The following is an 18,657-nucleotide window of genomic DNA, read 5'->3' on the forward strand; positions in this document are numbered from 1 at the left end:
CATATTCATTCCTGTGGGTAATGTGTTACGTTGATATTGTGCAGCCAAAAGCTTTACTTTTTTAATTATTTTTTTACTTGATAAATTTATTCACAAAGTTATTCACATGTGCCGTATAATTCGGAAGATCCTTAGCTATAGATTTAAAATGCGGGCCTCCTTCTACTAAATATAATTCTTTCTCTCCACCAAGTGCCTGATAAATATCTTGTGCCATAGCAACAGGAAATAATTGATCTCCCGTTCCATGTATTATAAGCGTTGGGATTTTAGATTTCGCTACTTCCCTAGTTGTTGACGCATCTTCTAATTTGAAATTTTGCTTTTCGAATAGTTCTTGATTAATAAGCCGGTACGTTTTCTCTTTATTAATAATCCCTCCAAAAGGGAGTTTTTGAAGAACTGTTTGAATCAAAGCCTTATGAGAAGCGAATCCGCAGTCGGCTATAATGGCCTTAACAGATTTCGGTAAATCCTGCCCGCTTGCTAATAGGACTGCTGTGCTACCCATAGAAGCCCCCATTAAAGCTATCTCACTTCCTAATCCATTTTCTTTATCTGCTAGATGAATCCAGTTTATATAATCCTCACGCTCTAACCAACCTAACGAAATATTCTTATCAGCATCTCCTTCACTTTCCCCATATGATCTCGACTGCGGTAACAATACATTATAACCATTGTCATAAAATAATTTAGCCCATGGACCCATATTAGTCGATCCTCCAACACCATGAGCTAAAATCATTGTTTTTTTCGTGTTATTAGGATTTTTCAAATATAATGCTCGTAGCTTTTTCTTAATACCATCTGATTCATAATAAGATGCCCACTCTTCTTTTTCTTGATTATTAAACCATGCTACAGCGTCGTTGAATTCTTTTTCGTAAGGCAATTCTTCTACCGGCTCATTCATTAATGTATTCCCTGCTAAATTAGTAAAAACAACCGAATAAATAAGATGCGCTAAAGTAGATTCGCCTATTTTAGCGCCCTCATCAGCAAGTACATGTTCCTTTATATTTGTATCAGTAGCTTCTGCAAGTTGTGGAATCGTTACTACCCACATACTAGCAATTATAATAATTCCCGTCATTTTAATCAGTTTTTTTCTCATATCTTCCTCCTAATTAGCAAAATAGTTAATATAATATTATATACGGTTTATTGGCCAATATTGATTATAGCATACAAATTTTGTATACTTGTTTTCTCTTTGTACAGATTGCTCGGTACATTTTGATAGTCTCTATTTCACGAGCTAGTGCTAGTGCGCATAAAAAAACCGTCGCAGAAAAGGGAGTAACCGCGACGGTCAAAAAGGGAGTTCACATTTCCATGCTTCGGGGAAAAGTATAGAAATGGTGTTGCTTATTGTTAGCTTATACACTCATATTACATCTAAAAGAAGAAAGTAAGCTGTGATTCAGATTAGAATTTAATGAAAAATAATTTTCCTTTTTATAATATTCCATTGAAATATGGACTACAAGCATTATTTTATAGAAAAACCATATGATTCCGACAATTCCGTGAACATTCATTAATACACTATCTTTTTTTAGCTTGGAGCAGTATACTATATTGGCACAGTATTATTTAGAAAAAGGGGGTTCTCATATGGTACAAACCATTTTTAAGCATGTCGAGGAAAATATAGACAACATTGTTCGCTATTGGGTCTCAACTTATTATACGAAAACCGATGAGTATCAACAAAGAAAAGAATATGATGGTTTTCTCAGCACTCGAACTCAAGAAGTCACACAGCTTTTTCACACGACCTACCAACAATTGAAACAAAACTATGTAAACACTTCGCTCTTTCAAAATGTCGGCGAAGACTGTAAAGATATCGGAACACCATTAGTAGAAACAGTGAGCAACTTGCACCTTGTTTTTACATCCACACTGGAGTATCTTTCTCAGCAGCTTCAACAAGATACATTCACATGTTCCAATATAGCATTATGTAAATATACCCTACTTTTGCGAAAATTAGAGAGACAAGCCGAACAAGATTTAATTATTGGGTATATGAAATGAAGGTCTTTTTAGTGTAACGTTTCCTCTCGTTTATAGGCTTATAAACCAACTTTAGACATCAAATGAGATCAGTATGTTTTCAGATTACTGATCTCATTGATAGACGACTCCACTTCTCATTTCCTCGTGTAAAAAAGCAAGAAAGAGCTTCACTTTTTCAGCAATTGCTTGCAAAATCCATCATAAGAGTTTATCTCAGGTTTTCTTGTCTCTATCCTATAAAATGAGACGTATCATTCAAACGCTCGATTTTAAACAGACCATTTTCATAAGTAAGGACGGTTACGCTGGCGTTGTCTAATATGAAATCAGCTTTTACGCTTGGTTCTAGTTCATGCACAATATTACGAATCGTATTGCCATGTGCTACAATCAACACGTTACCGCCTGTTTCTCTGTGCGCGTTCACCACGTGTAGAAAACCTTGTTCCACGCGATGCCAAAATGTCATAAAATCCTCCGCATCGTGCGTTGGATCTGCAACTTTTGTGCCGTTCATTGTTTCGCGCACATTTGCCTTAGCGTAAAGTTCTGCTTTCGACGCAAATCCCATTTTTTTGGCTACTAAATCCCAAGTCATCGCGCTTGCATCGCCTTCAAAGGAACCGAAAAACGTCTCACGGAATTCACTGCGCGGTTCTAAATTCAAGCCAAATCCGTGTTTATTTTCTTTTAAAATAAGCTCTGCGGTTGCGATGGTTCTGTGTAAATCGCTGGAGTAGGCCGCAACAAATTCTGTGTCGGCAAGCCCACGACCACTCGCTTTCACAATTTCTGTCCCCTCAGGAGTGAGTGGTGAATCTGCCCAACCTTGCATTTTCTCATATTTATTCAAATACGTTTGACCGTGACGTACAAAATACAGTGATAATGGTTTCTTCATTCCTTTTCCCTCCAAATCGATATGTGCTCCCTCAACTATACCACATTTGGCAGGTTCGAAAAAATAATCAATCTAAACTATTTTGCTAGTTTTCGATGCTTCCATTCGGTTTTCTACCATCCTATTGGCCGCTTCATCTGGTGTAACTTGCTCCAATTTGGCAATTTCAAAAACTTTACCAATCTGGTCAAAAATTTCACCGATTTTCTTTTGTGCGCGGGCTTCGTTATAAGTATTCAGTTCATCGGCAATATTGATGACTCCACCAGCGTTGACAATGTAATCTGGTGCGTATAAAATGCCACGACTTGCCAACATTTCGCCGTGTTTCGCCGCGTCTAGAAGTTGGTTGTTAGCGCTACCACAAATAGCTGCCACTTTTAACTTAGGGATAGTTTCATGGTTCAAAATACCACCGAGTGCACATGGGGCAAAAATATCAGCTTCCACTTCATAAATAGCTGTTGGTGCGACGGCCTTCGCTCCAAATTGTGTCACAGCACGGTTCACTGCCTCTTCATTAATATCTGTCACAATTAGTTCCGCGCCATCTTCATGGAGCAATCGACAGAGCGCAAATGCCACGTTCCCAACACCTTGAACTGCGATTGTTTTGTCTGTTAGCGAATCTGTTCCGAATACCTCCAAAGCTGTCCGTCTCATTGCGCTATATACGCCAAAAGCTGTCATTGGGCTTGGGTTTCCGGATGAACCAAAACGTTCGGAAATGCCTGTTACATGTTTTGTCTCTTCATGCACTAAATCCATATCAGCAACTGTGATTCCAACGTCCTCTGCAATTATATAGCTACCATTCAAACGCTCCACATAGCTCCCCAAAGCGCGGAACATTTCTTCTGACTTATCTTTTTTCGGATCGCCAATAATCACTGTTTTACCGCCACCTAAGTTAAGGCCAGCTGCAGCGTTTTTGTATGTCATCCCACGGGCTAAACGCAATACATCTTGAAGCGCTTCCATTTCTGTTTCATAAGGCCACATCCGACATCCACCAAGCGCTGGGCCAAGTGTCGTATCATGAATGGCGATGATAGCCTTTAATCCCGAAGCCTTATCGTGACAAAAAACAACTTGTTCATAATCATACTTTTCCATTTCTTTAAACAACATACAAATCCCTCCCATTTCTTCTCCTTCATTATACGAAATGAGACAATTGAAGGGAAATTTTTAGACTATATATATCATTTTTCATACTTTGTATCCAAATATGAATCAATATACTTATAAAGCGTTTACTCAAAATAGAACAAATAAGGTGAATAAGCCTAGGTATAATTTATCTCTTCTTACTATTTTTGCAATATTTCCGTTAGAAGTAATACATAAAAAAGAAGCGCCCGCTAAAGACGCTTCTTCTAATTATTCTGTTACTACCGCTGTAATACCTTCTGATTCAGAGAAACGCAATTCCAATCCGCAATTAGAATCAAAATGAGCTTCTCTCGTTGCCCAATATCTGATTGCTTGGATAAGTGAAAAGTGATCTAACGCCTGAACGAGTGTATTATTCTTCATGACATCGGCACCGAAACCTTTTTGTTCGTCGTATGTCAAAATAACTTCGACATCTTCTAGTTGCAATCCTTTTTCGTGTGTGAAGAAACGGATGACCGCGTTTGAAATATTTCCCTCATCTAGAATAATCGTGCTGTTTCCAGTTTCTTGCGTTGCTGTTCCTTGATGATCGAAAACATTGGATTGTGGTTTTGGATTGTTGCGATTGCGCCATTTTTGGAAGAAATAGATTAGCAAGCGAATGATAAGAATAATCGCGATAACGTTGATAATTAAAGCTAAAATATCGCCGAATGCTCCCATATTCCCAAGCATACTACCAAATAGTAATCCTGCTAAACCACCGAACATTAAACCGCCCCAAAAGCCACGATTAGATTTCTTTGCTGTTTGGTTATTTGTTGCTTTGTTTGTCGTATTGTTATTGCGTTTGATTTGATTGTTATTCGGGCGGTAAGAACGGCTTGGCGAGCGGTAACCTTTCGCGTGCGCCTCACTTACTTGTTCATATTTTGCCGGCATAACGGTGTTGTATGTCACGGTGCCCAGTGGTGAAAAAACGAGCATCATTGACATCACGAAAAAAAGTAATTTCTTCAATGGTTTTCCTCCTGTTTAACTAGATTGTTCGCATCAACTTGCCGGAGCCACATGACCATCTAAGCGCAAGAAAAAGACCTCACGAATAAACGTAAGGTCTCGCAAACAATCGGATGAATTGCTAACAATGCCGGGGTTTTATCCCGTACTGACGACATTGCTATACTGCTACTCCCCTTATCGGGCGTACTGAATTTGAATATGATAAGTATAGTATATTACGCGGTGATTGGCAAGCTATTGTGCCTATTTATTCTTGGAAATGGACTACCTTTTGTTGTTCGCCTGCTTCAAAAATCGCTTCAATAAGACGGAGAACGCGGTGGACTTCTTCATTTTTGACGATTGGTTCTGCTTCGCCGTTTAGAACAGCCGCAAAATTATCGTAGAATCCTGGCATATCTGGCTCGACTTTTTCGATGGGGCTACGTGTTGTGGATTCTTCGGAAGGTGGTGCCATCGTTTTTGTGAGGCCTTGCCCTGCCTGGATTGGTTTTGGTTCAACTTTTGCAACATCACGGTTTGGTCCAACGATTTCACCACTTAAATCCCAATCAGCGATAACCGCTGTGCCTTCTGTGCCTTTGACATACCAGCGTGGCAGTTTCACGTAGTTGGTTGTGCCGACTTCGATTAAGGCCGTTAGACCATTTTCAAATTGAATGATACTTGTAAAACCGTCATCAACCTCATCGCCAAGAATGTAGCTAAGGTTCGCGGACACCGTTTTGATTCGGCTATCGGTCATGAAAAGGAGCTGATCAAGTAAGTGTACGCCCCAATCAAGAACCATACCACCGCCTTGTGCTTTTAGATGACGCCAATCGCCTGGAATTCCATTTGCGCCTTGTACGCGAGATTCGATATGAAAAACGTTGCCGATTTTGGCTTCTTTTTGTAGCATGTCGCGCACGATTAAAAAGTCAGCATCCCAGCGTCTGTTTTGGTGAACCATAAATGTTCGGTTTTCTTTTTTTGCAACAGTGAGAATTGCTTCTAAGTCTGCGCTTGTAATCGTGACGGGCTTTTCGCAGACCACGTTTTTTCCCGCTTCTAGTGCTTGAATTGCCAAGTCTTTATGACTATCATTTGGTGTTGCAATCAGTATCGCGTCTACTTTCTCATCAGCAAGGACAGCTTCAAAGCTTTGATACGTTTCGAGACCTTTTTCTGTGGCTACTTGCATACGGTCTGGTGAAATATCATAGGCGCCGGTTACCGTAATTCCGTCAGCCGCCCCAACGAGTTCCACGTGGTACGTTCCCATTCCACCAAAACCTACAATGACTAAATGCTTCATTATGCCCACCACATATCTAGCGGCTCATCGTTAATTAAAATCGTTTGCAAATTCGTTACTGCTCGCTGGAAACCTTCATCAATCGACATTAACGGATCTTCATGTTCGATGCTGACAACGTAGTCATAGCCGTATGTGCGAAGAGCACTCATCATATCCGACCATTCTTTCACGCTGTGCCCACAACCAACCGAGCGGAATGTCCACGCGCGTGTTTGCACATCGCCATATGGCTGCATATCGAGCACGCCGTAGCGGTTGATGTTATCTTGATCAAGATACGTGTCCTTAGCGTGGAAATGGTGAATCGCGCCTTCTTTGCCTAGGATTTTGATGGCGCCGACAGGATCGATACCTTGCCACCATAAATGACTTGGATCGAGGTTCGCACCGATTGCTGGACTCGTTGCTTTACGTAGTTCTAAAATAGTGTGTGGCGTGTGAACGAGGAACCCGCCGTGAAGTTCGATGCCAATTTTGACGTCGTATTCTTCTGCTAGGTGCCCTATTTCTTTCCAATACGGGATGAGTTTTTCTTCCCATTGCCATTTTTTTATGTCGCTGTACACGGTTGGCCAAGGCGCTACTGGCCAGTTCGGAGCTTTCGCCTCGTCACTGTCACCCGCTGTCCCTGAGAATGTGTTCACGACTGGCACACCCATCATCGACGCCAAACGAATCGTTTTTCTTAAAATTTCATCGGCGGCGCGTGCTTCTTCTGGATTAGGTGAAATCGGATTATCATGACAACTAAACGCACTGATAACCAAACCGCGATCATCAAACTTCTTCAAATATGCCAATCGTGCCTCTTCACTTACAAGTAACTCATCGGTAGGACAGTGATGGTTCCCTGGGTTTCCACCTGTGCCAATTTCTACCGCTCCAAGACCCGCCGCTGCTACTTTATCAAGCATTTCATCCAAACTTAAATTTGCAAATAATGGTGTAAATACGCCTAATTTCATGTTATTTTCCTCCAATCTTTTCTAATGGTTCTGCATTACCATATTTCGGGTACACCCAAGAAGTCGGGGCACACCAATTAACGCCGTTTGTAATGACTTTTTGAATTGCTTCATTGTGGTATGTTGGATAGGTTTCATGGCCCGGCTGGAAGTAGAAAATCTTGCCGTTTCCTCGTTTATACGTTGCTCCACTGCGGAATACATGCCCACCTTCGAACCAACTAATGAAAATTAATTCTTCGGGAGCTGGAATATCGAAATGCTCACCGTACATCTCCTCTTTTTCAAGGTCAATATATTCGGAAATTCCATCTGTGATTGGATGATTCGGTGCCACGACCCAAAGTCGCTCTTTCTCGTCTGCTTCACGCCATTTCAAATCACAACTGGTTCCCATCAGCTGCATAAAAATTTTCGACATATGTCCAGAGTGCAACACAACTAAGCCCATTCCCTCCAAAACGCGCTTATGAATGCGATTCACAATTTCATCCTCAACTTGATCATGCGCCATGTGCCCCCACCAAACAAGCACGTCTGTATCCGCTAAAACCGCTTCTGTCAAACCATGCTCGGCTTCATCGAGTGTCGCCGTTTTGACATCAAGTCCCGAGGCTGTTAGAAAACTCGCAATTTGGCCGTGAATACCATTTGGATAAATCGCAGCAACCTCTTCACTCTCTTTTTCATGACGAAACTCGTTCCAAACTGTTACTTTTGTCATTGTTTGCCCACCATCTTTCTCAAATTTTTCAGGCCAATTTCAACGCTTACAAGTGGCGCTTTTTCGAATGCTTCTTGCTCAATCACGAACCATTTTACGCCATTTTGTTCGGCAAGTTCAGCAAAACGTCTGATTGCCAAAACCCCATTACCAATTTCTGTACTTTCAATTGGTGCACGCTTCATATCTTTTAAATGAATGAGCGGCATCCGATCCGCCCAGCGCTCCATATACGGCACAACGTCAACGCCCGCATGATGCACCCAATACGTATCCAACTCGACCTCCAAGCCGTGCACCCCTGCCAGCAACACATCCAAAATATAGTCATTTCCCAGCTTTTCGAACTCATGCGCGTGATTGTGATAGACGAAATGAAGGCCAGCATCGCGAATCTTATCCGAAATCAAACGTAGCGATTTCGCGAACTCAATCCATTCCGTTTCTGTTTCGAACTCTGCCCAAGGACAAACAATATACGCATTTCCCAGCTCTTTTTCAAAAGCAATGACTGTATCTAACTCATCGCGTAACTGCTCGTATGGAATGTGTGAACCCGCAATTCCAAGACCTAGCTCCTTCAATTTCGCCTTCAAATCAGTCGCGGGCGTATCATAATAACCCGCGAACTCCACGCCGTCATAACCCATCTCTGCAATATGCCGAAGCGTCCCGAAAAAATCTTCCTGACACGCATCCTGCACACTCCACAACTGAATCGCAATCGGCGTCGTCATTTGAAGAATACCGGTTGCCCTGTTTGCGAAGACTCATAAATCGCTTCTAAAATTTGTGTGACCACAAGCGCCTGCTCCGGTTTCACAACAGGATCTGTTCCATTCAAAATACTATCAATCCACTGCTGTGCCTCCAATTCTTCCGGAACATCACCCGATCCATCATAGAAATCAACACCGCCCGCTTCCATCTGAATTTCTGTCTCATACATTTGGCTATGCGACTCACCATTAATACGCAGACCATTCTCCATATCCGCGCCACCTTCCGTCCCGCAAAGCGTTGTCTTCGCCTCACCAACATCAAGCGTATTCAGCGCCCAACTCGATTCAAGCACAATCGTTGCTCCATTTTCCATCGTGATAAAGCCAAATGCTGAATCCTCCACAGTAAACTTCGCAGGATCCCAAGCTCCCCACGCATTTGCTGCATTCGCACGTTGTGACAACTTATGATACGCATTCCCAACGACATATTTCGGTTTATAATTATTCATCATCCAAAGTGTCAAATCAAGTGCATGCGTCCCAATATCGATTAACGGACCGCCACCTTGCGCCTCTTCATCCAAGAAAACACCCCAAGTTGGAACAGCGCGACGACGAATCGCCTTAGCTTTTGCATAATAAATCTCACCCAATTCGTTATTTTCACAAACCTCATGCAAAAATTGCGAATCTTTCCGGAAACGATTTTGATAGCCAATCGTCAATTTCTTACCAGTTTTTACACTTGCATCAATCATCGCTTGCGCTTCTGCCGTTGTTTTCGCCATTGGTTTCTCGCACATCACATGTTTCCCAGATTCCATCGCAGCAATTGAAATCTCTGCATGCGAAATATTTGGTGTACAAACATGAATCACATCGATGGTCTTATCTGCCAATAACTCCTTATAATCCGTGTATACGCTTGCATTATCTGTCCCAAAATCTTCTTTTGCCTTTTTCGCACGTGCTGGTATAATATCACAAAACGCTACCATTTCCGCTTCTGCTACACTCGCTAAACTAGGCATATGTTTCCCATTTGCAATACCGCCACAACCTATAATTCCAATTTTTAAAGTCATCAAAAAACCTCCATTTGTTTTATTATCTCCATGATACAAAACAAATCGAGGTATTTCTTCCTACTTTATTGCTTACTTATTCCCGAATATTGTCCTCCTATATTTAAGAGGCGACACACCCATTGCACGTTTAAATGCATGATGGAATGTCTTCACACTACTAAAGCCCGCCAGCTCAGCCACTTCCGTCACCGGCGTTTCCTCATTTAGCAGAATCCATTTCGCCTTGCTTAGTCGGTAATCGTTTACAAATGTCATAAACGTTATCCCCATATTGCGCTTAAACAATTTCGTGAAGTAATACGAACTAAAACCAACATGATCCGCAACCTGCTGTAGCGTGATCGTCTCCTGGTAATGCTCTTCCACGTATGCAAAAATTTGTTGCAATTTCTCAAGCGTTTCCTGCGATTTACTTGTCGCGTCCTCCGTAGAATCACGTACAAGCCTTGGCACATCTCGCTCCAAAATCGACAGCATCTCGTATAATTTCGCCTTCACCACATAACGATAACCCGGCTTACGTTGCGAACTTTCCAAATGAATTACCTGCAAAAATTCTGCCATTTGCTGCGCAACATCCGAATCCCAATCGGCACTAGACGGCGATACATGCAAAAATAAATCTCGTAATCGCTTTCCTTCATCCTCCGTCAACGAAAATTCTTGAAAAACCGCCAAATCAAATTGCAACACAATCCGCTCACTATTCGGTGATGCCAAAAAATAGTGCACATCACCGCCATTAATTACATAAATCTCGCCTTGCTCCATCTGAATCGGCACATCATTCACGCCAAGGTTCAAACGCCCCTCCATGACGTAAATCAGCTCCATTTCCTTGTGCCAGTGAGGATATACAATCACGCCACCCTCGTTCGTAAAGCTACGCATCGGAAAATCCCTATCGAGCGCTGGAAACTCCAAATAAAGTCCCACGTTGCTACGCCGCCTCGTTCATATGCATAATCTGAATCAAATTCCCACACGTATCATCAAAAACTGCGAGCGTCACCTGTCCATGAGATACCGGATCTTTCGTAAACACAACGCCAAGCGCCTTTAACCGTTCATGTTCCTCATATACATCATCTACTGCAAATGAAGTAAACGGAATCCCCTGCTCAAAAAGTGATGTCTTAAATGGTCCCACTGCTGGGTTTTCATCCGGTTCTAAAACCAGCTCCACACCGTTCGGCTCCTCTTTTGAAACCACCGTAATCCAGCGAAATTGCTCCGTTACCGGAACATCCTCTTTTTTCACAAATCCTAGAATTTCTGTATAAAATCGCAATGCCTTCTCCTGATCATCCACAAAAACACTCGCTAAATTAATCCTCATTTTTTTCATCCCCTCACGTTAAGTATGGATTTGTCGCTTTTTCATGGCCAATCGTCGTTGCATCACCGTGACCTGCATATACACGCGTCTCATCAGGCAAAACTAGCAACTGGCTCGTAATACTTTCAATTAACGTATCGAAATCACCCGTATACAAATCTGAACGTCCAATACTGCCCTTAAACAATGCGTCCCCAACAACAACAAAATCATCAAAAATAAAACTCACGCTACCAATCGAATGGCCCGGCGTTGATACAACACGAAACGTAAAACCTTCTATATTATAATCACGATTCTCAAACTCATTCTCAGCAGGAACACAAATAATTTCCTTGTTACTATATTGTGACATCCCAACTGAGCCATTCAACTCAGGATTTCCAAGCCATTCCTGCTCCAGCGGGCTCACATAAACTGGTACACCATAATGCGCCCGAATTTCTTCAAGTGCTCCAATATGGTCATAATGACAATGCGTCAACAAAATAGCAACTGGCTTTGTCTCTGTTTCCTCGACTTTTGCGATAATATTTTCTGCATCGCTGCCTGGATCAACAATCAAGCAGTGCTTTTCATCAGAAATCACATAACAATTCTCCTGTAATAATCCTGTTGCTAAACCACTAATTTCTATCATTGTACACGCCACCTTTTTCTTCTCATTTCTTAAAGTATAGCGCAAACGAAATGATTAACCAAGGCAGAACTCTATCTTAATTCATCCACGCCACATATTTTTCTAAACCTTGACTTATCGAAAATTTTGGTTGGTAGCCGAGTTTTGTTATTTTATCGATAGAAGTGTACGAATACTTAATATCTCCTGCGCGCGCTTCCCGATAAGCTACCGGAATATCTATATCTAGCAGCGTTTCATACGCAACGATGATGTCACGAAGCGAATGTTTTTCACCAGAACCGATGTTAAATGCGTTTGCTTGGCTTTCCGCTTTCGTGCTCAGTAAGATCAAGCCCTGCACGATATCTTCGACGAAAACGAAATCACGCACTTGTTCTCCATCGCCAAACACTTGGAATAATGCCGTTCTCCCTTGCTTCACCTGCTGTGCGACCTCCGTTAAAATCGATAATACACCAGAATACGGCGATGCCGGGTTCTGACGCGGTCCATATACATTGAAAAAGCGCGCAACTGCAACATTTAAACCGTATAAATGCCCGTAAGATGTCACGTATTTTTCAGATGCATATTTATCGATTCCGTATGGCGTAATCGGGTCAATCACAGAATTTTCCGTTTTCGGTAACGTTGGCTCTGCACCATAAACAGCGGCTGATGAGGCAAAAATAAATTTACGAACCGCTTTTTCTTGGACTCGAGCTGCTTCTAACAAATAAATCGTGGCGTCCATATTTACTTGATGCGTTGCGAGTGGCTCTTGAACTGATTCTGCAACACTCGCAACCGCCGCCAAGTGATAAATATAGTCAAACGAAAACGAGCGAAATAAGTGCGCGATATCGGCTTCATGATGCACATTTCCTTGGATAAACAGTACGTTTTTCTGATTTGGTATATTCTCGAGACATCCGGTACTTAAGTTATCAAAAACAACGATGGTACTCGTTTCCTTTTTAGCTAATGTTTCTACTAGGTGGCTACCGATAAATCCTGCGCCACCTGTTACTAAAATCGTGTTCCTCACTAGTGTGACCTCCTCGTTCCAATGGGGATTAGTTAAAAATCATACGGACGATATTTTTGGCGTAACTGGTTTTGTTCGTGGGCTCGTGCCATAATTTCTTCTTTAAAAAATAGCACAGCACCATCTTTTTTTACTTTTGTAATTTTATCCCGATGAATAAGCGAATAAAAATTTTGTTTGGAGATACATAAAATAGAAAGTGCCTCCGTTGTTGAAAGAAAATAATGATCTAATAGCTGACGTTGCTCTTTTTTGTTGAGTTTTACCATCACTCACCACGCTCCCTCCTGAAGTAAGGCGTTATTTAAGCGGTGTATATCGAATTCCGCCACTACTTTCTGTCGTGCGTTTGTTACAATCTCGTCTTTTTGAGCCTCTGTTAAGTGGAGATAATCGATAATGGCTTGGCTCAAGGCTTTCGCATCTCTTTCAGGCACTAGAAATCCTGTTTCACCGTGTATAACTAGCTCCGGGATACCACTATGCATCGTTGAAATCACAGGTTTTCCTTGCGCCATCGCCTCCATCAAAGAAACCGGAATCCCCTCCATATCACCATCTTGCGCAACTACGCTTGGTAAAATGAAAATATCACTCGCGTTAAATTGTTCTTTGACCTGCGCTTGATTTAAAAAGCCGTGGAACTGAACCTGATTTTGGAGTCCAAGTTGCTCCACCATTTCCTCTAATGCCACGCGATCTTCTCCATCGCCGACAATATGCAATACGGTATCTACTCCCTGATTTTGTAAAAACTGAACGGCATGGATTGCATCCGGAATTCCTTTTTTCTCTGTCAAACGTGCCACGAGTAATAGCTGCAATGTTGGTTGTGTCGCTCTCAATGATTGCATCTGGAACATCTGCGTGTCAATGCCCATGTGATGGACGTGCATTTTCTCTTTCTCGGCGCCCAGATGAATTAATCGTTTTGCCCAAAAATCGCTAATTGGTAACAGAACTGTGTTGGAGCTAAATAGAAATTGATAAAATGTAGCTCCTTTTTGCTTGATCGTCCGCGTCACGTCGTACCCATGGAAAAACGTCAGCAATCTTCCTGATAGTATGCCTTGATCTTGTAAAATGCTGGCGACTAAACCGATGTTCCCATAATGCGCAATAATGAGATCAAACGCTTGTTTTGGTACTTTTTGTGCGACTAAAACAGGTTGGAGTGACTTCGTAATCCTGCCATATTTCTTCGTGTTCAACAGGCGCGCCGTCCGAATTGGATGTTGGATACCGCAAGCGAGCCCTTGCCAGACGCGTTTTCCTTTCTGATCAGGTAAATCGACATACATGACTTTATCTAATAATCCGTAGGCCGCCACATCAGCATGCATCTGCGTTGTATTTCCCTTTTTCAACGCCAAAATCGTGATATCGTAGCCTAAGTCGATAGCCCCTGTCATTTGGTTTAAAATAAATGTTTCGGAGAGTGTTGGAAACTCTGTCACAAAAAACAGGACTTTTTTACACATCAATTATTTCACTCCTTTTGCCGTCACTTGTTTCATCTGCACCTTGCCATACGCCCATTTCTTCTCTTGGAACATGTCTTTTAATGCATTTTTCGTATCTAAAATAAGCGGACTTTCTGTACCGATTTGTTTGAGATCGAATACTTTATGCGGTGTGACAATAACCACTAAATCATATAGAGCGAACGCTTGATAGTTAAGTGGAATACTATGTTGCATGTTTCCATCTGCATCTCGGAATGTTGGCGCTTCTGGATCACAAAATGAAACGTCAGCTCCGCGTAATACGAGTTGCTCATACATATGCAGTCCTGGTGATTCGCGTAAATCGTTGCTGTTTTCTTTATAAGCCATACCAACAAGCAGGATTTTCGAGCCGTTAATTGATTTTTGATGCAGATTCAACGCTTCTGCGGCATGATCCACCATTTTTTCTGGCATTAAATGATTGGTTTCGTGCGCCAATTCAATAAAACGGCTGTAAAAGTTTTTCGATTTTGCTTTCCAAGATAAGTACATCGGATCAAGTGGGATACAGTGTCCACCAATCCCAGGGCCTGGTGTAAATTTCATGAAGCCGAACGGTTTACTGCTCGCCGCCTCAATCGTTTCCCAAATATCGATCTCCATTTTTTCAGCTAAAAGTGCCATTTCGTTAATAAAAGCAATGTTAATACTGCGGAATGTGTTTTCGAGGAGCTTACTCATTTCAGCGACCTCTGCCGAATTAACGGGGACAATCGTATCAATCACTTGTCCATATAAAATTTCGCCGAGTTCTTTGGACATCGCGTCCACACCACCGACTACTTTTGGTGTATTCAATGTTTGGAACTGCTTATTTCCTGGGTCAACGCGCTCTGGAGAATAGCATGCGAAGAAGTTTTGCCCAAGCGTATAGCCTTTTTCAAGCATTGGGGCACAGATGAGTTCGCGTGTTGTACCTGGATATGTTGTGCTTTCGAGCGAAACAAAGACTTCTTCTTTCGCATACGTGGAGATATCTTGCATCGCGGATCTAATAAAGCTCATATCCGGCTCCATCGCTTCGGTCAGCGGTGTTGGGACGCAAATGATAATCGCATCCGCTTCATGTAAAATTTCCGGACTCGCTGATAATTCAAACGCATTCGTATCTAAGCATGCTTGAAGCGTCTGATTCGAAATATCCGCAATATCCGATACACCGGCTACTAGTGACTGCACTTTTTTTGCACGCGTATCGTAGCCAATTGTTTGGAATCCTTTTTGGACAAACGCAACAGCGAGAGGTAATCCCACATATCCAAGTCCTATCACAGCAATCTTAGCTTCTTTATTTAAAAATTTCGTTTTCATATTTGGTTTAATTCCTTTCTATTTTGGGGTTCTTCCAATCGTTCAATCAAGCGATTTGTCACACGCGTTTGGCCGGCTTGATTCGCATGGTAAACGGAATCATATACTTCTGATGCCTCCAAACGAAACAGCTCTGGCGATATCATTTCGCCAAAATAAGCATATAATTTTTCAAGGTAGGCAGTATTCACTTCTAGTGCGTAAAAAACAGGTGGCAATAATGTCACACGAATATTATTTGCTCGGCACCGTGCCATGAATGCAACGATTTCCCTCATCGTGTCCGTCTCGTGAAACGTTTCTGGGAACGGAATCGCTTTTAAAGTGGCTGGGTCTCGTAGTCGTGTATCCAAGCCAAGGTAACAGCCCGTCTCTGTCAGTGTTGCTACTTTACGTCTGGCCAGCTTTTCCGGTGTTGCAGAAGATCTAGCATGTTTGAGCGAAATCAGCAACAACTTCCATTTTTGGCGATACTTCCTGCGATTTCTCCAGTAGTTGCGATGAACAAACGTATCAATTCCAAAGCCGAACACGTAATAAACCGGATTCGTGTACTGATTAATTTCCAAGGGTAAAAGCACCTGATCGCCTGGTTTTAAGTGGGGTTCTATGTGGTCAAGCAAGTACCGAAAACCTAAACCAACATTGACGCCCGCATTAAACGTCGGTTTCCCGAGCCTTCGCTGTATTTCATCGGTATTAAATCCGTACAGTACGCTACTACCGCCCAGCAGAACAAGCTTTTTTTCATTACAGGAAGCTAGCATCGCTGTTTTTTTAGCAAGCAAGTCTTCCATATTTCGTATACTATCAAAGTTAAACAAACGCCCATCACCTTTCTTCTTATTTTTTACGCGCTATTTTCACCTGCAAGATTTGTCCAGCTTTTAAAAGAAGTGGATCGCGGAACAGAATTAATATGCCAAAATATACAATTCCGCCGATAAACACCTGTACAGCAATGATAAAAATTGCGTGTATTTCTGTTAAAACATACGTGACGCTAATTTCAAACATAAAAGCAACCAAACTCGCTGCCACATAAGGAAATAGTTGTTGCATCATTTTTTTGATGGAGAAATAATGTCTCGCAAAGTAAGCTTGTAGCACACAGGTCATAATCATGAAAATAAGATAGGAAAGCGCTGTGCCGTAGCTCCCCCATAGCCGAATGAAGATAATATTCGTGCCGAAACTCACGATTGCAGCAATGAGAACACTGAAGGCGTAACTTTTATTCCTACCTGTCGTCACCAAAATTTGCAATCCGAAAATACCAGCTAAACCGGAGAAAAATAAACTAGGGGCTAAAATTTGTAAATTAAGGGTTGAGGGTTGAAACGCGCTGCCTAAAAATAATGGGATAAACAACGGTGCAATGGCGATTAAACCAGTCACAAGTGGTAACGTGCTGAGCGCGACATAGCGAAACGAAAAATACATGGAACGTTCGAAGTCTTCTTTTTTCGCGCCATTATATTGTTTAACCATTCGCGGGCTCATAACGGTGGATAAAGCGGTGACAAACACCACAAACAGCGTCATCAATTTGAATGCTTGGTTATAAAAACCGACATCCATCGCCGAGGTGCTATTTCCCAGAATAACTTTATTGACAGCCAGTGGAATGAGCGTAATGATTGGCACGATAGCAACCGTCATAACAGGAACGACATGTTTTTTCACCTTTCCCCACTGCACTTCAAACCCTCTCAACTTTCTTAACAGAGGTAGCCACGTCACAAGTTGTCCTAAAAAAAGCGTCGCTGCATTAATCCAAACGTAAATCGCTAAATCATCCGGTCCTTTCACGAAACAAAAGATACCAATCATCGAACCAAGTCGTACCAAGATATTACGAATCATGATGTTTTTTATATTCTCTTGCCCCGTGTAAAACCACGTAATATCAAAAATATACGAAAGAATAGTCAAGATATTAATCAGAAACAACAGCTGATATTGCTCGGTATAGTATGTGAAAATAAGATAGGCGATGAGGACAATAGCGGAAAAGAAGCCTTGTACCACATACAGACTATAGAATTCCACTTTTAAATCTTGTTTGCGCTTCACACTAGCAATCACTTTTCGACCGTAATCTCCCATACCAAGCGCGGCAAAAGCTGTGAAAATTTGTACAACAGAGCTCACGTAAGCCTCCACACCAATGTTTTCTGGCATTAAAACACGAATAACGTATGGCATTGTGAAAATCGGTGTAATAATAATGAGCAGTTGATACAGTAAAACAAAAATATAGTTCGTGGTTACTTTTTTCATCGATTAAACCGCATCCTTACCCGTTAATACCTGTTTCACGGTCATACCGATGATTTGAATGTCTAATTTCAGGCTAAGTTTCCGTACATAATAACTGTCATACACCATTTTCTGACCATGATTCATATTGCTTCGTCCATTCACTTGTGCCCACCCTGTCACACCAGGTTTCACGAGCAGTCTCGTTTGTTGCGCTCTTGAGTAAAGATTCGTGATCGCTGGTATTTCTGGGCGCGGACCTACTAGGCTCATATCACCGCGTAATACATTGAAAAGTTGCGGTATTTCATCTAAACTAAATTTGCGAACGAAAGCACCAATGGGAGAGATTTCAGGATCGTTTTCCGATACGGATTTAAAAACAAAATCGTCCGGTACGCCGTCGTTCCAATCATATGCATGTTTTCTAGCACCGCCCGGCTGATCACTCTTTCGCATTGAACGGAATTTAAAAATTTGGAAAGGTTCATTTTTCAACCCTGTTCTCGTTTGGACAAAAATCACTTTTTCTTTCGGCGAATCTAGCTTAATCATGAGCGCTACGATGAGAAATACGGGGCTTAACAAAATAATCCCGCTAAGCGCTGACATAAAATCAATAATTCTTTTGGCTCTTCTGTATTCATGACTGACAACCAGTGTTACTTTTTGCTCCATAATGGCTGATACCTCC

20 protein-coding genes are annotated in these 18,657 nt (G+C 41.9%); 1 reads left to right on the forward strand and 19 read right to left on the reverse strand.

Features of this window, described 5'->3' with window-relative positions; all coding sequences use genetic code 11:
* Positions 1–73: 73 nt before the first annotated feature.
* Complete coding sequence (locus tag R8925_RS09325; RefSeq protein WP_430535602.1) at positions 74–1,117, reverse strand: alpha/beta hydrolase; 1,044 nt, start codon at positions 1,115–1,117, stop codon at positions 74–76.
* Between the two features lie 503 nt (positions 1,118–1,620).
* On the opposite strand from R8925_RS09325, the gene R8925_RS09330 reads away from it, so the two are divergent.
* Positions 1,621–2,046: a hypothetical protein gene (locus R8925_RS09330; RefSeq protein ID WP_430535603.1), complete on the forward strand. Its 426-nt coding sequence runs from the start codon at positions 1,621–1,623 to the stop codon at positions 2,044–2,046.
* 211 nt (positions 2,047–2,257) lie between these two features.
* On the opposite strand, the gene R8925_RS09335 is transcribed toward R8925_RS09330, so the two are convergent.
* The 18 genes from R8925_RS09335 to R8925_RS09420 all read right to left on the reverse strand — a co-directional run bounded on the left by R8925_RS09335 (position 2,258) and on the right by R8925_RS09420 (position 18,641).
* The gene (locus R8925_RS09335) at positions 2,258–2,929 is read right to left on the reverse strand and encodes a histidine phosphatase family protein (protein WP_430535604.1); all 672 of its coding nucleotides are present in this window, start codon (positions 2,927–2,929) and stop codon (positions 2,258–2,260) included.
* Between the two features lie 72 nt (positions 2,930–3,001).
* On the reverse strand, positions 3,002–4,060 hold the full coding sequence (locus tag R8925_RS09340) for a Glu/Leu/Phe/Val dehydrogenase dimerization domain-containing protein (protein ID WP_430535605.1): 1,059 nt from the start codon (positions 4,058–4,060) through the stop codon (positions 3,002–3,004).
* Positions 4,061–4,312: 252 nt separating this feature from the next.
* On the reverse strand, positions 4,313–5,068 hold the full coding sequence (locus R8925_RS09345) for a DUF2653 family protein (protein ID WP_430535606.1): 756 nt from the start codon (positions 5,066–5,068) through the stop codon (positions 4,313–4,315).
* Positions 5,069–5,318: 250 nt separating this feature from the next.
* On the reverse strand, positions 5,319–6,368 hold the full coding sequence (locus R8925_RS09350; RefSeq protein ID WP_430535607.1) for a Gfo/Idh/MocA family protein: 1,050 nt from the start codon (positions 6,366–6,368) through the stop codon (positions 5,319–5,321).
* Positions 6,368–7,336 (reverse strand): sugar phosphate isomerase/epimerase family protein, encoded by a 969-nt coding sequence (locus R8925_RS09355; protein WP_430535608.1) that lies wholly within the window; start codon positions 7,334–7,336, stop codon positions 6,368–6,370. Before R8925_RS09355 ends, R8925_RS09350 begins: the two co-directional genes overlap by 1 nt.
* A gap of 1 nt (position 7,337) precedes the next feature.
* Positions 7,338–8,060, reverse strand: coding sequence for a ThuA domain-containing protein (locus R8925_RS09360; protein WP_430535609.1), 723 nt, complete (start codon positions 8,058–8,060; stop codon positions 7,338–7,340).
* Positions 8,057–8,797, reverse strand: coding sequence for a sugar phosphate isomerase/epimerase family protein (locus tag R8925_RS09365; protein ID WP_430535610.1), 741 nt, complete (start codon positions 8,795–8,797; stop codon positions 8,057–8,059). Before R8925_RS09365 ends, R8925_RS09360 begins: the two co-directional genes overlap by 4 nt.
* Complete coding sequence (locus R8925_RS09370; RefSeq protein WP_430535611.1) at positions 8,794–9,870, reverse strand: Gfo/Idh/MocA family protein; 1,077 nt, start codon at positions 9,868–9,870, stop codon at positions 8,794–8,796. Before R8925_RS09370 ends, R8925_RS09365 begins: the two co-directional genes overlap by 4 nt.
* A gap of 72 nt (positions 9,871–9,942) precedes the next feature.
* The gene (locus R8925_RS09375; RefSeq protein ID WP_430539428.1) at positions 9,943–10,764 is read right to left on the reverse strand and encodes a helix-turn-helix transcriptional regulator; all 822 of its coding nucleotides are present in this window, start codon (positions 10,762–10,764) and stop codon (positions 9,943–9,945) included.
* 49 nt (positions 10,765–10,813) lie between these two features.
* Complete coding sequence (locus R8925_RS09380) at positions 10,814–11,212, reverse strand: VOC family protein (RefSeq protein WP_430535613.1); 399 nt, start codon at positions 11,210–11,212, stop codon at positions 10,814–10,816.
* A 13-nt stretch (positions 11,213–11,225) separates the two neighbouring features.
* Positions 11,226–11,852, reverse strand: a complete 627-nt coding sequence (locus R8925_RS09385) for an MBL fold metallo-hydrolase (protein ID WP_430535614.1) — start codon at positions 11,850–11,852, stop codon at positions 11,226–11,228.
* 76 nt (positions 11,853–11,928) lie between these two features.
* Complete coding sequence (locus R8925_RS09390; protein ID WP_430535615.1) at positions 11,929–12,882, reverse strand: GDP-mannose 4,6-dehydratase; 954 nt, start codon at positions 12,880–12,882, stop codon at positions 11,929–11,931.
* Between the two features lie 32 nt (positions 12,883–12,914).
* Positions 12,915–13,151 carry a DNA-binding protein gene (locus tag R8925_RS09395; protein WP_430535642.1) on the reverse strand — a complete coding sequence of 79 codons (237 nt, stop codon included), beginning with the start codon at positions 13,149–13,151 and terminating at the stop codon, positions 12,915–12,917.
* A 3-nt stretch (positions 13,152–13,154) separates the two neighbouring features.
* Positions 13,155–14,363, reverse strand: a complete 1,209-nt coding sequence (locus R8925_RS09400) for a glycosyltransferase (RefSeq protein WP_430535616.1) — start codon at positions 14,361–14,363, stop codon at positions 13,155–13,157.
* Positions 14,364–14,366: 3 nt separating this feature from the next.
* A complete protein-coding gene (locus R8925_RS09405; protein WP_430535617.1) occupies positions 14,367–15,701 on the reverse strand; it encodes a nucleotide sugar dehydrogenase in 1,335 nt (444 codons plus the stop codon).
* Positions 15,698–16,525, reverse strand: coding sequence for a hypothetical protein (locus R8925_RS09410; RefSeq protein ID WP_430535618.1), 828 nt, complete (start codon positions 16,523–16,525; stop codon positions 15,698–15,700). The genes R8925_RS09405 and R8925_RS09410 overlap by 4 nt, the downstream gene beginning before the upstream one ends.
* Positions 16,526–16,544: 19 nt before the next feature.
* Positions 16,545–17,984, reverse strand: a complete 1,440-nt coding sequence (locus tag R8925_RS09415) for an oligosaccharide flippase family protein (protein ID WP_430535619.1) — start codon at positions 17,982–17,984, stop codon at positions 16,545–16,547.
* Between the two features lie 3 nt (positions 17,985–17,987).
* Entirely contained in the window at positions 17,988–18,641 is a 654-nt protein-coding gene (locus tag R8925_RS09420; protein ID WP_430535620.1) for a sugar transferase, read from the reverse strand.
* Between the last annotated feature and the right edge of the window lie 16 nt (positions 18,642–18,657).

This window comes from Listeria rocourtiae subsp. hofi (assembly GCF_963575615.1).
GTDB classification, from domain to species: domain Bacteria; phylum Bacillota; class Bacilli; order Lactobacillales; family Listeriaceae; genus Listeria_A; species Listeria_A hofi.

Coding starts and splice junctions, on each gene's coding strand:
- R8925_RS09340 (WP_430535605.1), bottom strand. CDS start 4,060: ATGTTGTTTAAAGAAATGGAAAAGTATGATTATGAACAAGTTGTTTTT.
- R8925_RS09370 (WP_430535611.1), bottom strand. CDS start 9,870: ATGACTTTAAAAATTGGAATTATAGGTTGTGGCGGTATTGCAAATGGG.
- R8925_RS09365 (WP_430535610.1), bottom strand. CDS start 8,797: ATGACGACGCCGATTGCGATTCAGTTGTGGAGTGTGCAGGATGCGTGT.
- R8925_RS09330 (WP_430535603.1), top strand. CDS start 1,621: ATGGTACAAACCATTTTTAAGCATGTCGAGGAAAATATAGACAACATT.
- R8925_RS09335 (WP_430535604.1), bottom strand. CDS start 2,929: ATGAAGAAACCATTATCACTGTATTTTGTACGTCACGGTCAAACGTAT.
- R8925_RS09395 (WP_430535642.1), bottom strand. CDS start 13,151: ATGGTAAAACTCAACAAAAAAGAGCAACGTCAGCTATTAGATCATTAT.
- R8925_RS09415 (WP_430535619.1), bottom strand. CDS start 17,984: ATGAAAAAAGTAACCACGAACTATATTTTTGTTTTACTGTATCAACTG.
- R8925_RS09355 (WP_430535608.1), bottom strand. CDS start 7,336: ATGAAATTAGGCGTATTTACACCATTATTTGCAAATTTAAGTTTGGAT.
- R8925_RS09380 (WP_430535613.1), bottom strand. CDS start 11,212: ATGAGGATTAATTTAGCGAGTGTTTTTGTGGATGATCAGGAGAAGGCA.
- R8925_RS09350 (WP_430535607.1), bottom strand. CDS start 6,368: ATGAAGCATTTAGTCATTGTAGGTTTTGGTGGAATGGGAACGTACCAC.
- R8925_RS09375 (WP_430539428.1), bottom strand. CDS start 10,764: ATGCGTAGCTTTACGAACGAGGGTGGCGTGATTGTATATCCTCACTGG.
- R8925_RS09385 (WP_430535614.1), bottom strand. CDS start 11,852: ATGATAGAAATTAGTGGTTTAGCAACAGGATTATTACAGGAGAATTGT.
- R8925_RS09325 (WP_430535602.1), bottom strand. CDS start 1,117: ATGAGAAAAAAACTGATTAAAATGACGGGAATTATTATAATTGCTAGT.
- R8925_RS09400 (WP_430535616.1), bottom strand. CDS start 14,363: ATGTGTAAAAAAGTCCTGTTTTTTGTGACAGAGTTTCCAACACTCTCC.
- R8925_RS09360 (WP_430535609.1), bottom strand. CDS start 8,060: ATGACAAAAGTAACAGTTTGGAACGAGTTTCGTCATGAAAAAGAGAGT.
- R8925_RS09420 (WP_430535620.1), bottom strand. CDS start 18,641: ATGGAGCAAAAAGTAACACTGGTTGTCAGTCATGAATACAGAAGAGCC.
- R8925_RS09405 (WP_430535617.1), bottom strand. CDS start 15,701: ATGAAAACGAAATTTTTAAATAAAGAAGCTAAGATTGCTGTGATAGGA.